The following is a 14,779-nucleotide window of genomic DNA, read 5'->3' as shown; positions in this document are numbered from 1 at the left end:
GATATTTGGCAAAACCGCCGCAAGAGAGCCGCTTTGCCAAATACCCGTTACGGCGAAGCCTTGGTTGAATCGGCGCATATTCTAACCTAAATTATTGACGCAATCGATTGCTTTTGTGTTTTGATCACAAAAGTACGCGAGAAGGAAAGGATGAAGATGTTACAAATCGGACAGTTAGCCAAGCATACAGGTGTTTCAGGTGACACGCTGCGTTTCTATGAGAAAGTGGGATTGTTGCAGCCGTCTTCGCGCAGTGAAGCAGGCTATCGCCTTTATAATCAAGAGGCGGTATCGCGTGTTCGCTTTATTATCAAAGGCAAACGCATCGGTTTGACGCTGGAAGAGATCCAGGAGTTGCTTGAAATCCGTTTGGAAGCGACCCAACACAGCTGCGCGGAAGTGAAGGGCATCACCCAGAAAAAGCTTGATGAACTGGATCAGAAAATTGCGGAATTAACCGAGATCCGCGCCGCACTGAAAAAGATCAACGATGCCTGTTGTGGTCATGTTGATGACGATGCCAGTCATTGCTCGATTCTGGAAGCACTGGCATCAGAATCGTCATAAAGCAGGCTTCCTGAGGGAGCTAAGCTCCCCGATACTAAAATAAGCATTGGGAACATGATAAGAGTGTGGTAGCGTCAGGGAAAGTGAAAGGATAGGTCCTCCTAACGCCAGGGCATTGAAATACAAGCACCTTGCCACCGTAGGGGCACCACAAGTGAGTAAAGGACAACGATGTTAAAGGTAAACGACTATTTTGATGGTGGCGTAAAGTCCATCAGCTTTGAGAACAAAGGCCCGTTGAGCGTGGGTGTCATGGAAGTGGGTGAATACACTTTCGGGACCGCTGCGCCAGAACGTATGCATGTGGTTAAAGGTGAACTGACCGTGAAGCTGCCGGGTCATATTGAATGGGAAACCTATGGCGCAGGTGATGACTTCGAAGTGCCTGGCGATTCGTCATTCCAGGTGAAAGTGGAGCAAACCACCGCGTATTTCTGCGAATATCTGTAAGTTGCTACTCATATCAAGCCAAAAACGCCAGCACGGCGTTTTTTCGTTATGCCTTGTATAAAGAAGCCAGAATGCAAAAAAGGCAAACCACTTGAAAGGGTTTGCCTTTTTCGTCAGAAACTTACGTTCGGATGATTAGTTCATGCCGTACTTTTTCAGTTTCTTACGCAGAGTACCACGGTTGATACCCATCATGGTTGCCGCGCGGGTTTGGTTACCGCGGGTGTATTGCATGATGGTGTCCAGCAGTGGTTGCTCAACTTCTGCCAGTACCAGCTCGTACAGGTCGTTGACTTCCTGGCCATTCAACTGCGCTAGGTAGTTTTTCAGGGAGGCTTTTACTGAGTCACGCAGTGGCTTCTGGGTGATTTGATCTTGTGAAGTCACAGTAGTCACTGTCAATGCTTCTGAAGTCAGGTTTTGTTCGAACATACTCTGTCAGCTCTTCTCGTATTTATGCAACGTTTTCGAAGTAATCTTGCAGCGCATCGATCTGCCCTTGAGCGTCTTCGATTGCGTTGAAAGTCTGGCGAAAATCGCCAATTTGGTCATGTTCTTTCAGGTACCAGCCCACGTGCTTACGCGCGATTCGCAGCCCTTTAAGATCACCATAAAACTGGTGAAGCTCCTGAACATGACCTAACAAAATAGTTTTGACCTCTTCCAGTGGTGGTGCGTCTAACGCTTCACCCGTGGTTAGGTAGTGTTGGATTTCACGGAAAATCCAGGGACGCCCCTGAGCAGGGCGGCCAATCATCAAAGCGTCTGCGCCTGTGTAATCGAGCACAAATTTGGCTTTCTGAGGCGAGTCGATATCCCCGTTAGCAATCACCGGGATTGAGACCGCTTCTTTCACCGCTTTAATGCTGTCATACTCAGCTTCCCCTTTGTACATGCAGGCACGTGTGCGGCCGTGTAGGGCCAGTGCCTGAATGCCGCAGTCTTCGGCCATTTTGGCGATCTGGATACAATTTTTGTTATCCGGATCCCAGCCTGTCCGGGTTTTCAGGGTGACGGGGACGTCAACCGCAGAAACCACCGCTTTCAGGATTTGCTCGATGATATCCGGCCGGGTCAGCAGTGCGGAACCAGCCAGTTTCTTATTGACCTTTTTTACCGGACAACCCATGTTGATGTCGACGATTTGTGCGCCGTTGTCAACACAAAAGCGTGCGGCTTCTGCCATCAGAGCCGGTTCAGCACCGGCTATCTGCACAGAACGGATCCCTTTCTCGTCGAGATGGACCATCCGGTTTTTTGATTTGGCGGTGTGCCACATCGCCGGATTGGAAGACATCATTTCACTTACCGCCATGCCAGCCCCGTAACGCAAGCAAAGTTCGCGGAAGGGTCTGTCAGTCACACCGGCCATAGGGGCGACGATAAGGTTGTTTTCCAGTTTGTAGGGTCCGATCTGCAAGGCAATACCTTCTATGTCAGCAAGGGCGCGCATTTTACGCATTTTTTCCCGATCTGAAAAGGCCAATATTTGAGCGTTTTATCTTGATTTTTCAAAAAGCCAGATAATTCAGATTTTTAGTGCAAAAAATGGCCAATTATCACTGGGTTAGGCTCTGTGTGCAGTAATACGGCACCACTCTTCCTGCTCGACAATCGCATCCACGTTGAGCTCATCGCGGTAGCAGTCCGCAACGGATTCTGCCTGGCTATCCAAGACACCGGACATGGCCAGTACACCTTGTGGGGCGATGAGGCTTTTGATGACAGGGGAAAGCTCGCGAAGCGGGCCGGCCAGAATGTTGGCGACCACCACCTCTGCCTGCAGGTTTTCCGGTTGATCCTTCGGCAGGTACAACTCGAGGCGATCGGCGACGCCATTGCGCTCTGCGTTGGCTTTTGACGCCTGTAGCGCTTGTGGGTCGATATCAATGCCAATGACCTTCTCTGCGCCCAGCAATAGTGCCGCCAGCGACAGGATACCGGAACCACAACCAAAGTCGATGACTGTCTTGCCGGTCAGATCCAGCCCGTCCAGCCATTCAAGGCAAAGTGCGGTGGTAGGGTGGGTACCGGTACCAAACGCCAGACCCGGATCCAGCATGATGTTAACGGCGTCCGGATCCGGGGCTTCGCACCAGCTTGGGCAAACCCACAGGCGCTTGCCAAAACGCATGGGCTTGAAGTTGTCCATCCAGGCACGCTCCCAATCTTTGTCTTCCAGCTGTTCAATTTTGTATGTGAAGTTTTCGCCCAGCAGCGGGCTGTTTTTTAGGATAGCTACCACGGCATCCATGTCGGTTTCTGCATCATACAGTGCGACGATGTCGGTTTCGCCCCACAGTCGGGTTTCACCTGGCATAGGTTCAAACACCGGAGTGTCTTTGGCATCAAGGAAAGTGACCGACAGTGCGCCCGCTTCTTCTATCAGCACATCACCGATGGCTTCTGCGGTTTCTGCGGTAGCGTTCAGTTTGATTTGAATCCAAGGCATGGTTCTTCACTTCTTCGTTTAACGACGATTTTAGGGGGCGGAGTCTAGCATAAAAAGTAGTCAGCCCACATAGCCTTAGCACGGTGAGGGTTAGGAAGGGTAGAAAAAGGGCAGCGGATGCTGCCCAGAGAGAAGTTTATGCAGTTGCAGGATGGGCGTTCCTGTGCTGCAAACGACTGATCAGAAGGAACGCGACCAGACTGATAGCCAGTGATGGCACAATCGCGTGCACACCCCCCATGTCCGGTTTGAACGTAGAAAGTGCGGCATAGCTGCCAAGCCCTGTGATCATAGAAGCCAGTGCGCCAGCGGCAGTGGCTTTTTTCCAGTAAAGCCCCAACACCAGTGGCCAGAGGAAGACGGCTTGCATGCCGCCAAAAGCGAGCAGGTTCAGCCAGATGATCATATCCGGCGGGTTGGTGGCGGCGACAAACACCAGCAATGAGAAAATTCCCGTCACCCAGAGTGAGAGTTTGGGAAGTTTGCTTTCAGCATCGGGGGCATGGGCTGCGTTGGGATTGATGTAATTCAGGTACAAATCTCTTAGCAATGTCGCCGAGGCCTGAATCAGCTGGGAGTCGATGGTTGACATGATTGCCGCCATCGGCCCGGCCAGGAACACACCGGCGACCACTGGCGGCAGTACTGTCATCATCAGGGTGGGCATGATTTGGTCAGGGTTGTCGATTTCCGGCACAATCGCGCGTCCCAGTGCCCCTGCCAAATGCATGCCCAGCATCAGGAATGCCACCATGGCAGTGCTGATGACCATGCCTTTGTGCAGGGATTGGCTGGATTTGTATGACATGCAGCGTACGGCGGCATGAGGCAGACCAATAACGCCGAAGCAGACCAACACCCAGAAGCTCAGCATAAAGGGTTCAGACAGGAAGTTGTCCGGGCCATAGGGGCTCACGAGTGCCGGATCAATAGCATGGAGTCGGGTGATCATCTCTCCCAGACTACCACCGGCATGGATGATGCCTATCAGCAGCGCGAGGGTGCCAATGATCATCATGATGCCCTGCACGGTATCGGTCATCACCACGGCGCGGAATCCGCCAATGGTGGTATACACACCGACAGTAAAGGCAAACAGTATCAAGCCATGGGTGTAGGAGAGCCCTGTGACTGTCTGAAGCAGCCGCGCCCCGCCCACAAACTGCACCACCATGGTACCGAAGAATGCGAGCAGCAGCGCAAGGGAGGCGAAGATGACTACCGCGCGGTTTTTATAACGCGCGTACAGCATGTCATTGAGGGTCAGGGCGTTATGGCGTCGCGACTCAATGGCAAATTTCTTGCCGAGCACGCCGAGTGTCAGCCAGGCAGCAGGAAGCTGGATCATGGCCAGAAGCACCCAGCCAAGCCCCATTGTATACGCGGCACCTGGCCCCCCAATAAAGGAGCTGGCACTGGCATAAGTGGCTGCAAGGGTCATCGCCAGTACAAAGCCCCCCATACTGCGGTTGCCAAGCAGGTACTCATTGAGGAAACCGCCACTGCGATCGCCTTGCCTGCGGGAATAAAATGCCAGGGCAAAAACAGCAACCAGATACAGTGCGATAGGAATGAGAAGCGGGCTATTCATTGGACGTGTCCTGTTCGATATCGAGCGGCATGTCCTTAAAAAGGTATTTCACCATCAGTGCGCACAACAGGGTAAATACCAAGGGGCCGATGACACAGGCCAGCAAAAACCACAGTGGCAGGCCGAAATAGAGTGTCGGTAGGGTCTGTTCCATGCCTTCCGGGGCCAGGCTATAGGCAAATCCGTACCACCATGCAAAATAGGCGAGTGCGAGGGCTATCGCCCATTTAGCTTCCTTGTGAGCTTGGCGGTAGCGGTGGCTGAGTGTTTTCATTGGTAGTCTCCGAAATGGCTGAGTGTCAGTGCTCAGTGAGACAATCGGTTGATAAGGTGCTTATTGTGACAAAAGAGCCGAAAATGTAACAGGAATATGCATCATCCTCTTCAGTTTTGTTCTTTTCTGGACGTTGAAAACAAAAAGGCTGCGCAAGCGCAGCCTTCTAACATGTCCGACAGGATTACTTCTGCAGGCCCAGTTTCTTCTCCAGGTAGTGGATGTTTGCACCACCGTGCTGGAAGTTTTCATCTTTCATGATTTCCAGCTGAAGAGGAATGTTGGTTTTGATGCCATCGATAATGGTTTCCCGCAGTGCATTACGCATACGCGCAATCGCCACATCACGGTTCTCACCAAAGCAGATCAGTTTACCGATCATGGAATCGTAGTGTGGCGGCACGGTGTAGCCTGAATACACATGTGATTCCCAACGCACGCCCATACCGCCCGGCGCGTGGAAACGGGTGATTTTTCCTGGGCTTGGCAGGAAGCGCTCAGGGTCTTCTGCGTTGATACGGCATTCAATGGCGTGGCCACGGATCTGGATATCATCCTGGGTGAATGACAGAGGCTGGCCTGCCGCAATGCGAAGCTGCTCTTTGATCAGGTCAATGCCGGTGACCATCTCGGTCACAGGGTGTTCAACCTGGATACGGGTGTTCATCTCAATGAAGTAGAACTCGCCATTTTCGTACAGGAACTCGAACGTACCCGCGCCGCGGTAACCGATTTCGATACATGCACGGCAGCAACGCTCACCGATGTATTTACGCATTTCTGCAGTAATACCCGGTGCCGGTGCTTCTTCTACCACTTTCTGGTGACGACGTTGCATTGAACAGTCGCGCTCACCCAAGTGAATTGCGCCACCCTGGCCATCAGCCAGAACCTGTACTTCAACGTGACGTGGGTTTTCCAGGAATTTTTCCATGTAAACCATGTCGTTGTTGAATGCGGCTTTGGCTTCTGCGCGGGTCATAGCAATGGCATCGGTCAGCTCTGCTTCAGAGCGCACCACACGCATACCACGACCGCCACCCCCCCCGGATGCCTTGATGATCACCGGGTAGCCTATACGTTTTGCGAACGCCTTGTTCTTCGCTGCGTCATCATCCAGCGGGCCGTCAGAGCCAGGCACACAAGGTACGCCTGCTTTTTTCATCGCGTTGATGGCAGAGACTTTGTCACCCATCAGGCGGATAGTTTCAGCGCGTGGGCCGACGAAAATAAAGCCAGATTGTTCAACCTGTTCGGCAAAATCAGCATTTTCAGACAGGAAGCCGTAACCCGGGTGGATAGCGACCGCACCAGTCACTTCCGCCGCACTGATAATGCGTGGGATATTCAGGTAGCTTTCTACGCTTGAAGCCGGACCGATACAAATCGATTCGTCTGCCAGCAGTACATGCTTCAGATCGCGATCGGCGGTTGAGTGCACAGCAACGGTTTTGATGCCGAGCTCTTTACACGCGCGAAGGATGCGAAGCGCAATTTCACCGCGGTTAGCGATGACAATTTTATCTAACATAGCTGCCCTCGGTTACTCGATGATGACCAAAGCCTGATCAAACTCTACGGCTTGGCCGTCTTCACACAGGATAGCTTTTACCACACCTGCTTTGTCTGCCTGGATTTGGTTCATCATTTTCATCGCTTCAACGATACACAGGGTATCGCCAACATTCACTGACTGACCTACCTCAACAAATGCTTTCGCGTCAGGGCTTGGTGAACGGTAGAAGGTACCTACCATTGGAGACAAGACTTTATGACCCGCAACGTCTGCTTCAGCCGCTGGTGCTTCTGTTGCTGGCGCCGCCGCAGGCGCGGCTGGTGCTGCAACGGGAGCCGGAGCCGGTGCTGCATAAACCTGGGTGGCAGCAACGGGTGCGGTTGCACGGCTGATGCGTACTGATTCTTCACCTTCAGAGATTTCCAGCTCAGCAATGCCAGATTCTTCAACAAGCTCAATCAGTTTTTTGATTTTACGAATATCCATGATGTCTATCTCTTTAAAATTATTGTTCAGTTGTTCCCTGATTGCAGCCGGCTCGCCGCTGCCCTCAGGGCAAATTCATAACCTTCAGCACCCAGACCGGCAATCACACCTTCTGCCTTATCGGAGAAGTAAGAGTGATGGCGGAAAGGTTCACGGGCGTGAACGTTGGAAAGGTGCACTTCAATAAAAGGAATACCGACGGCGAGTAACGCATCGCGCAGGGCGACACTGGTATGGGTAAACGCCGCCGGGTTGATGATAATAAAATCAACGTTCCCCATCGCCTGATGAACAGTTTCAATCAGGACGTGCTCCGCATTGGACTGCACGTGTTCGAGCTGAATATTGAAAGATGCAGCAAGTGTTGTCAGATCGGCCACAATACGATCTAACGATGTCTGTCCATAGTGGCCAGGTTCACGAACCCCAAGCATGTTGAGGTTGGGTCCGTTGAGAAGTAAAACCGTGCGATTTGTCGTCATGTTGTTCGCTTCGTTCCTGTTCTTGTTGCGAAAAGACGGTAAGTTTTTCTTTTCAGCCCAGACGATATGAGAACCCGGAAAATGGCACTCCCGCCATTTGCTGAAACGCAATTATAGAGAATTCACCGCAAATGGCAGCAAAATACTGGTCTAATCAGACAAAATATGACATTCCTGCGCTTGTGTGACGTTGTTATGACAGGGATTTCGTGACAATAGTTCACGAATTGGCCAGTTCAGGACAAGGATCTGTTAGGCGGATCTCATCATGATGGTTAAACAGATTGTTGATGGGGATAAGGTGCAGCCACCGGTCTCAAATCAGGCGTAAAAAAGGCCGCATGTAGCGCAATGCAGTTCACTTAAGCGGAGCCGCTTTGCGATTAATCGGATAACGGGTCTTTGACATTTTAACTGCCCTAGGTCTTGATGGTCTGGGGCGTTTTTCTATGAACAGGACAGATAAGTCTCCTCTCAATGCCTTAAGCCTCTTAGGCGTATTGCCCGGAGATAAAGCTTTGCTCATTATCCTTAGTTGACTCGCAATATACTGGCAAGCGTATTTGAAGCTTATTTCATTTGGTGCACGACCATGAGCTACCGCGGCTTGGCTGGCCTCTCGTCTCACCAGGTTGTATCCAAGAAGCAGTCCCCATAACTCCTGATAAACAAGCTCGACTGTCTTACTTCTCAACGTCATGGCATTGTGCTGCATAGAGCTTTTGATGTCTCGATATCCCAACTCTATCTCCCACCGCTCATGATAGAGCGTGGCCACTTGCTCAGCGCTGTACTTCTCTCGTGGCAGTGAAGTAAACACGGTCTTCTCTTTTCCATCCACTTCATAAGTCACCGCCCTGACTTGCCACTTCTCAGGTAGACTCGGATTCTTTTTTCTGGCCTGAGGGGAGACTTTCATTTCGATAAGATTGTCATTGGTTTCTTCCTCATCGAGAATCGTGTACACCAATCCCTTTCGAGCCGGAATGAGCCAGTGACGGTTTACACCGCTAGCCGATAGGCTCAGCAACAAATCTGCGCCATAGAACCCTTTATCCAACAGCGTTACCGAGTTATCAGGAAGCGAACTAATGAAGGGCTGAGCGAGGGGGATTTCACCTCGACGGTAGGGACTGATATCCGCATCAATGATGATATGAGAACGCACATTCATCATGGTAACAAGTCGGAGAACTGGGTAGGGTGTTTGACGTTTACCCGAGGTGTTCCCAGAGCCGAAGTGTTCGCGAAGCTCTGGAGTGTCTGCCGTTCTGAATAATGCACCATCAACAGCAAAAACCTGGAGGCCATGCCAATCATCCTCTGGGTATCTTTCTTTGCCCCATCCCTCACTACACTTTTTAAACAACCATTTAGGTGCTTCAGAGCCGAGTCGTTGACGAGCCTGAGTCAGCGCACTTTTGGCGAGAAGCGCTTCGTCAGCAAGCCCTTCAGCACAGATGTTCATCCGACGGGCTACCTCAGCAATCGGTTCATTTCTGAAGAATGCCATCCCCACGATTAACCACAGGACCATATCGCTGGGTAATCTTCTACGCCTGATGGTGGCTTGAGTAGAGAGGGATGCGGCTGCAGCGTAAGCGGTTAATAAACCCCACATACCAATAATGCCGACGCTTTGACATAGTGCCTTTTTCAACGGAGGCACTATGAACCAAGCACAAAAACGCGCTCACTGGACATCCGTCATCGAGCAACAAAAGCAAAGTCAGCTATCCATAAAACAGTTCTGCGAAGACAAAGGTATTAGCTATCAAACCTTCTTTTACTGGTCTAAGCGACTGCGCACCCCTGAGACAGTGCAGACGTTGCAGCCCATTGAGTTTGATGAGCCGCGCCATTCGCTCTCTGTTGTCCTGTTCTTTACCAATGGTATTCGTGCAGAGCTGCCAGCGGCACTCAGTCCCGCGCAAATCAAACATTGGGTCGACGCGCTGCAATGACACCGTCCGGCAAGGTCTTCCTGGTCTCCGGCGTGACCGATATGCGCAAGTCCATTGATGGGCTGTCGTTGATTGTCGCCGAACAACTGGACATGGATCCGTTCAGCGAAGCCTGGTTCATCTTCTGCAATCGTGGACGAGATAAACTCAAAATCCTGTTTTGGGATACCAACGGGTTTTGGCTTTACTATCGCCGTTTGGAGAAAGGCACTTTCAAATGGCCACGCCCCAACCCTCAAGGCGTGATTGTCATCAGTAAACCCCAGCTTCACTGGTTGCTCTCTGGGCTGTCACTCGAGAACAGCAAAGCCCATCGGCCCTTAAATGGACTGGAAGTGTGACGCCAGATACTGATCGTGATTTTGCACTTGAACGATCCTTTTTAGCCGTCACACTGGGCACCATTCCATGCTGTAGATGATGCCCCAAATGACCGACTTCCCCGATGACATCGAACAACTCAAAGCCATGCTTCTTGCCAAGGATGCTTTGTTGCAGGCCAAAGAGGAGGAGGTCGCCGCCCTGAAAACCCAGGTGCAACTGCTCGTTGAGCAACTCAATCTCAGCAAATCCAAACGCTTTGCTTCCCAAAGCGAAAAAGTCGCCAAAGGCACGTTTAACGAAGCGGAGCAGCAAGACGCGTTACCTTCCTCACCCAAAGCGCGCAAAAAAACCGGCCGTAAACCGCTGCCTGCCGACCTTGAACGCGAGGTGCAAACCCACACCTTAAATGCCCCGTATTGCGACTGCTGTGATGCGCCGTTACATGAATGTGGTAAGGAAGTCAGCGAAACCCTGAAAATCCTGCCCCAGCGCGTGAGTGTCATCCGCCACGAGCGCACCAAATATGCCTGTCGCCAGTGCGAGCAAACAGCTGAAACCAGTAACGTGGTCACCGCCCCGAAACCGGCGAGCATGATCCCCAAAAGCCTTGGCAGCGCCGAAGCCTTCGCGGCGGTGGTCACCGCTAAATACGTGGATGCGCTGCCGCTGTACCGTCAGGTCGACATCCTCAACCGCTCCGGCATTGATATCAGCCGCGCCACGCTGGCAAACTGGTGTGTGAAGCTAGGCAGTAAAGTGCAGGTCATTATCGATGCAATGAAAACGCAGCTTCTCAAAGAAACTCTCATCTGTGCGGATGAAACCACCGTGCAGGTGCTGAGAGAAGAAGACCGACAAGCGCAATCCAACTCCTATATGTGGGTCTATCGCAGCGGCGAGTTCACCCCCAATCCCGTGGTGATTTACGACTATCACCCCAGCCGAGCAGGCGCATGTGTGCGTGAGTTCCTCGGTGATTACCACGGTTATCTGTTGTCCGATGGTTACAGTGCGTATGACACCGTAGACGGTGTCACTCAAGCGGCGTGCATGGCGCATGTGCGCCGAAAATTCACTGATGCCCAAAAGGCATCCCCGTCGAAAAAGGCGGGAAAGCCCGAAAAAGCCTTAGCCTTTATCGCCAAACTGTACGGGATAGAGAAGCGAGCCAAAGACCTGTCGGCACAAGCGCGCCAACAGATGAGGATGCAAGAAAGCCTGCCCATCCTGAATGACTTTAAAGCGTGGCTGGATAGCCTGAGTGTGTTGCCGAAAGGGGCACTAGGCCAGGCTATCACCTACACCAAGAATCAGTGGCCCAAACTGCTGACCTACCTGGAAGATGGACATATCAGCATCGACAACAATGTGACAGAGCGGGATATCCGTCCGTTCACGACGGGGCGAAAAAACTGGATGTTCTCAACGTCAGTCGGTGGCGCGAAAGCCAGTGCCAATCTGTATAGCTTGGTGATGACGTGTCGTGCGAATGATATCAATCCTTACTATTACTTCCGGCACCTGTTCACGGAGTTGCCAAAGCGTTCACTCGCCGATGATATGTCGGATCTGATGCCGTGGAATGTTGATCTGAGTAGCGTTGACTGAGGCTTCACTGGTTTACTTACCGCTTACGCTGCAGCAACCCATTCTGAAGGGACATGCTCAGCAAACGTCGTGAGTTGGGAAACATCAACGGGTGATTCTTCGAGAAAATCACTTAGATATGAGGTAATAGGCATAAAAAATCTGAAATCAATGAATGATTTCAGATTCTGACTCATCAGAAGGATCGGTCAACCGATCCTTAACTGATCAGCATTGCGCATGTAGCGGCCTTGGAGTGTGCTGGCGGTTTAGACCACGCTTGATTTTTCAGCGATCAGTTTGTCCACCACGCTTGGATCGGCCAGGGTTGACGTGTCGCCCAGACTGCCGGTGTCGCCGGTAGCAATCTTACGCAGGATGCGGCGCATGATTTTGCCCGAACGGGTTTTGGGCAGTGCGTCTGTCCAGTGAATGAAATCCGGCGTCGCGATAGGGCCGATTTCCTTACGTACCCAGTTTTTCACCTCTTTGGTCAGCTCTGCACTTGGCACTTCACCAGCATTGAGTGTGATGTAGGCATAAATCGCCTGGCCTTTGATATCGTGCGGCACACCGACAATCGCCGCTTCTGCAATTTTGTCAAATGCCACCAGTGCCGATTCAATTTCTGCCGTCCCCATGCGGTGGCCGGAAACATTCAGAACGTCATCGACACGTCCTGTGATCCAGTAGTAACCGTCTTCGTCACGGCGCGCACCGTCACCGGTGAAATACATGCCTTTGAAGGTCGAGAAGTACGTTTGCTCGAAGCGCTCATGGTCACCGTAAACCGTACGCATCTGACCAGGCCAGGAATCCAGCATCACCAGATTACCTTCAGTAGCGCCCTCAATGATGTTGCCCATGTTATCCACCAGTGCAGGCTGGACACCAAAGAATGGACGGGTTGCTGAGCCTGGCTTCAGTGCAGTTGCACCCGGCAACGGGGTGATCAGGATGCCGCCGGTTTCGGTCTGCCACCAGGTATCCACGATAGGGCACTTGCTGTCACCGATGGTTTTGTAATACCACTCCCACGCTTCAGGGTTAATGGGTTCGCCCACAGATCCCATGATGCGCAGTGAATCACGCTTGGTGCCTTCAATGGCTTCATTGCCTTTTGCCATCAGGGCTCGGATGGCGGTAGGCGCGGTGTACAGGATATTGACCTGATGTTTGTCGACCACTTCGCTCATGCGGGCGGTTGATGGGTAATTAGGCACACCTTCAAACAGGATGGTTTTCGCACCGTTGGCGAGCGGCCCGTAGATCAGGTAACTGTGACCGGTGATCCAGCCTACATCGGCGGTACACCAGAACACTTCGCCTTCCTGGTAATCAAAGACGTATTTGAAGGTCATGGTGGCATAAACCAGATAACCGCCGGTGGTGTGAAGGACACCTTTTGGTGTGCCGGTTGAACCTGATGTGTACAGGATGAACAGCGGATCTTCCGCATTCATTTCTTCGGGTTCACAGTTGCTGGAGACCACGGCTGTGGCTTCGTGCCACCACACATCACGCTCTGAATCCCACTCAACGGCATTACCGGTACGCTGGTAAACAACCACTTTATCCACTGACGTGACTGATGGGTTTGCAAGTGCTGCGTCCACATTTTGTTTTAAGGGCACGGTGCGGCCGCCACGAACGCCTTCATCGGCAGTAACAACCACTTTGGCATTGGAGTCGACAATACGGCCAGCCAGTGCTTCCGGTGAGAAACCACCGAAAACGATGGTATGGATTGCGCCGATACGGGTACATGCCAGCATGGCAATGGCGGCTTCCATGACCATAGGCATGTACAGGCAAACGACATCGCCCTTGCGCACGCCCTGGCCTTTCAAGGCATTGGCAAACTTACACACTTCGGTATGCAGTTCTTTATAGGTCAGGGTTTTGTCGTCGTTCGGGTCGTCGCCCTCCCAAATCAGGGCGACCTGATCGCCTTTGGTGTCAAGGTGGCGGTCAATACAGTTGGCGGATACGTTGAGGGTGCCGTCTTCGAACCACTTGATGTTGACGTGCCCGGTGTCAAACGAGGTGCTTTTCACCTTGGTGAAGGGCTTGATCCAATCTACGATCTTACCGTGCTCACGCCAAAAACCTTCCGGGTTGACCACTGATTGTTGGTACATTTCACGGTAGGTGTCGTTGTTTGCGTGTGCTTTTGCTTCAATTTCCGGCATGACCGGATGCAGGTGAACCTCACTCATTATCTTTCTCCTTGTGTTCCTGCATGATGCCGCCTGGCATCGTAAAATGTTCGACCACAGCAAAGTAGAATATAGGGCATGGTCTGGCGGTCTTGTCCCAATAAGGTCGGTTAGTTAGGGGTTCTCGACAATTAGACTTTAGGATGAAGAGGCCGTTTTCTCTGGGTTTTGTGACTATTCAACGCTGACAGTGAGGCGTTGCTCTCATTTACAGGCAGCGACATGCAGCCGGTTGTGGGACAGTTAGACATAAGTGGGTATTGAGACATCGCCGTACTTTAGTCGTATATAGATAAGGGCAGCACTGATGGCGTCGTCGAGTGCATCATGTCGGCCAGACAGAGGCAATCCCAGATGGTGTCCTATTGCCTCCATACTCAAATCGTAATAAGCATTGGGCAGGATCTGTTCCAGTTTGCGACGGTAAATATCACTGACTTCGATGGTGCTGTTTGGCAGTTTGAAGCCCAGGTGCTTCCGGGTGTAGCGATCGAGAATGGTTTTGTCGTAATGGATGTAATAGCCGACGATGGGGCGGTTACCGGCAAATTCAATCAGTGCCTGCATGGCTTCTTTTTCCGTGACACCATCATGTAGATCCTGATGCCGGATACCGTGTATTTTCACTGATTGTTCAGTCAGGGAGTGGGGGGCGCGCAGGGAAAGGGTGAGTGGATCGCTGGTGACAATGGTGTTGCCGCGGATTTTGGTTGCCGCAATGGTCACCAGCTCGGCCTTATGGGGGTCGAGGCTGGTGGTTTCACAGTCCAGCGCGACCATCTCTTCATTGGAAGGAGAGGTAAACAGCGGCGCATATTGGGTATCTCGCCATTTATACTTCAGCCAGAGTCGTTCCAGCGGGTTCAT

Annotated in this window: 15 protein-coding genes and 1 pseudogene; 5 read left to right on the top strand and 11 right to left on the bottom strand. The window is 51.9% G+C overall.

The genetic code is table 11. The features are described 5' to 3' along the window. The first annotated feature begins 150 nt into the window (after nucleotides 1-150). The gene (zntR, locus tag VHA_RS01400; RefSeq protein ID WP_040527966.1) at nucleotides 151-567 is read left to right on the top strand and encodes a Zn(2+)-responsive transcriptional regulator; all 417 of its coding nucleotides are present in this window, start codon (nucleotides 151-153) and stop codon (nucleotides 565-567) included. A 171-nt stretch (nucleotides 568-738) separates the two neighbouring features. Further along, entirely contained in the window at nucleotides 739-1,017 is a 279-nt protein-coding gene (gene ppnP, locus VHA_RS01395) for a pyrimidine/purine nucleoside phosphorylase (RefSeq protein ID WP_005501102.1), read from the top strand. A gap of 135 nt (nucleotides 1,018-1,152) precedes the next feature. Here the strand turns inward: ppnP and fis are convergent, their stop codons facing one another. The 9 genes and pseudogenes from fis to VHA_RS01350 all read right to left on the bottom strand — a co-directional run. Further along, nucleotides 1,153-1,449, bottom strand: coding sequence for a DNA-binding transcriptional regulator Fis (gene fis, locus VHA_RS01390; protein WP_002542007.1), 297 nt, complete (start codon nucleotides 1,447-1,449; stop codon nucleotides 1,153-1,155). A 22-nt stretch (nucleotides 1,450-1,471) separates the two neighbouring features. Beyond that, complete coding sequence (gene dusB / locus VHA_RS01385; RefSeq protein ID WP_040527990.1) at nucleotides 1,472-2,437, bottom strand: tRNA dihydrouridine synthase DusB; 966 nt, start codon at nucleotides 2,435-2,437, stop codon at nucleotides 1,472-1,474. A 147-nt stretch (nucleotides 2,438-2,584) separates the two neighbouring features. Then, nucleotides 2,585-3,469: a 50S ribosomal protein L11 methyltransferase gene (prmA, locus tag VHA_RS01380; RefSeq protein WP_005501099.1), complete on the bottom strand. Its 885-nt coding sequence runs from the start codon at nucleotides 3,467-3,469 to the stop codon at nucleotides 2,585-2,587. Nucleotides 3,470-3,605: 136 nt separating this feature from the next. Further along, nucleotides 3,606-5,060 (bottom strand): sodium/pantothenate symporter, encoded by a 1,455-nt coding sequence (gene panF / locus VHA_RS01375; RefSeq protein ID WP_005501096.1) that lies wholly within the window; start codon nucleotides 5,058-5,060, stop codon nucleotides 3,606-3,608. Continuing rightward, a complete protein-coding gene (locus tag VHA_RS01370) occupies nucleotides 5,053-5,334 on the bottom strand; it encodes a YhdT family protein (RefSeq protein WP_005501094.1) in 282 nt (93 codons plus the stop codon). Before VHA_RS01370 ends, panF begins: the two co-directional genes overlap by 8 nt. Nucleotides 5,335-5,518: 184 nt before the next feature. Further along, nucleotides 5,519-6,865, bottom strand: a complete 1,347-nt coding sequence (gene accC, locus VHA_RS01365) for an acetyl-CoA carboxylase biotin carboxylase subunit (protein WP_005501092.1) — start codon at nucleotides 6,863-6,865, stop codon at nucleotides 5,519-5,521. A 12-nt stretch (nucleotides 6,866-6,877) separates the two neighbouring features. Beyond that, nucleotides 6,878-7,336, bottom strand: a complete 459-nt coding sequence (gene accB, locus VHA_RS01360; protein ID WP_005501090.1) for an acetyl-CoA carboxylase biotin carboxyl carrier protein — start codon at nucleotides 7,334-7,336, stop codon at nucleotides 6,878-6,880. Between the two features lie 26 nt (nucleotides 7,337-7,362). Further along, nucleotides 7,363-7,818, bottom strand: coding sequence for a type II 3-dehydroquinate dehydratase (gene aroQ / locus VHA_RS01355; RefSeq protein WP_040527965.1), 456 nt, complete (start codon nucleotides 7,816-7,818; stop codon nucleotides 7,363-7,365). Nucleotides 7,819-8,176: 358 nt separating this feature from the next. Beyond that, nucleotides 8,177-9,415 (bottom strand): annotated as a pseudogene (locus VHA_RS01350) (IS4 family transposase); the annotation flags it as partial. A 73-nt stretch (nucleotides 9,416-9,488) separates the two neighbouring features. On the opposite strand from VHA_RS01350, the gene tnpA reads away from it, so the two are divergent. The 3 genes from tnpA (at nucleotide 9,489) to tnpC (ending at nucleotide 11,714) form a co-directional block, all read left to right on the top strand. Continuing rightward, a complete protein-coding gene (tnpA, locus tag VHA_RS01345) occupies nucleotides 9,489-9,782 on the top strand; it encodes an IS66 family insertion sequence element accessory protein TnpA (RefSeq protein ID WP_005501083.1) in 294 nt (97 codons plus the stop codon). After that, complete coding sequence (tnpB, locus tag VHA_RS01340; RefSeq protein ID WP_133163958.1) at nucleotides 9,761-10,123, top strand: IS66 family insertion sequence element accessory protein TnpB; 363 nt, start codon at nucleotides 9,761-9,763, stop codon at nucleotides 10,121-10,123. The genes tnpA and tnpB overlap by 22 nt, the downstream gene beginning before the upstream one ends. 88 nt (nucleotides 10,124-10,211) lie before the next feature. Continuing rightward, a complete protein-coding gene (gene tnpC / locus VHA_RS01335) occupies nucleotides 10,212-11,714 on the top strand; it encodes an IS66 family transposase (protein WP_005501078.1) in 1,503 nt (500 codons plus the stop codon). Nucleotides 11,715-11,962: 248 nt separating this feature from the next. Here tnpC and acs read toward each other — a convergent pair whose 3' ends face one another. Next, nucleotides 11,963-13,912 carry an acetate--CoA ligase gene (gene acs, locus VHA_RS01330; protein WP_005501070.1) on the bottom strand — a complete coding sequence of 650 codons (1,950 nt, stop codon included), beginning with the start codon at nucleotides 13,910-13,912 and terminating at the stop codon, nucleotides 11,963-11,965. Nucleotides 13,913-14,155: 243 nt separating this feature from the next. After that, a complete protein-coding gene (locus VHA_RS01325) occupies nucleotides 14,156-14,779 on the bottom strand; it encodes a 3'-5' exonuclease (protein ID WP_005501068.1) in 624 nt (207 codons plus the stop codon).

The organism is Grimontia hollisae CIP 101886, assembly GCF_000176515.1.
In the GTDB taxonomy this organism is placed as follows: Bacteria; Pseudomonadota; Gammaproteobacteria; order Enterobacterales; family Vibrionaceae; genus Enterovibrio; species Enterovibrio hollisae.
This window is presented reverse-complemented; position numbering and strand designations above follow the sequence as displayed.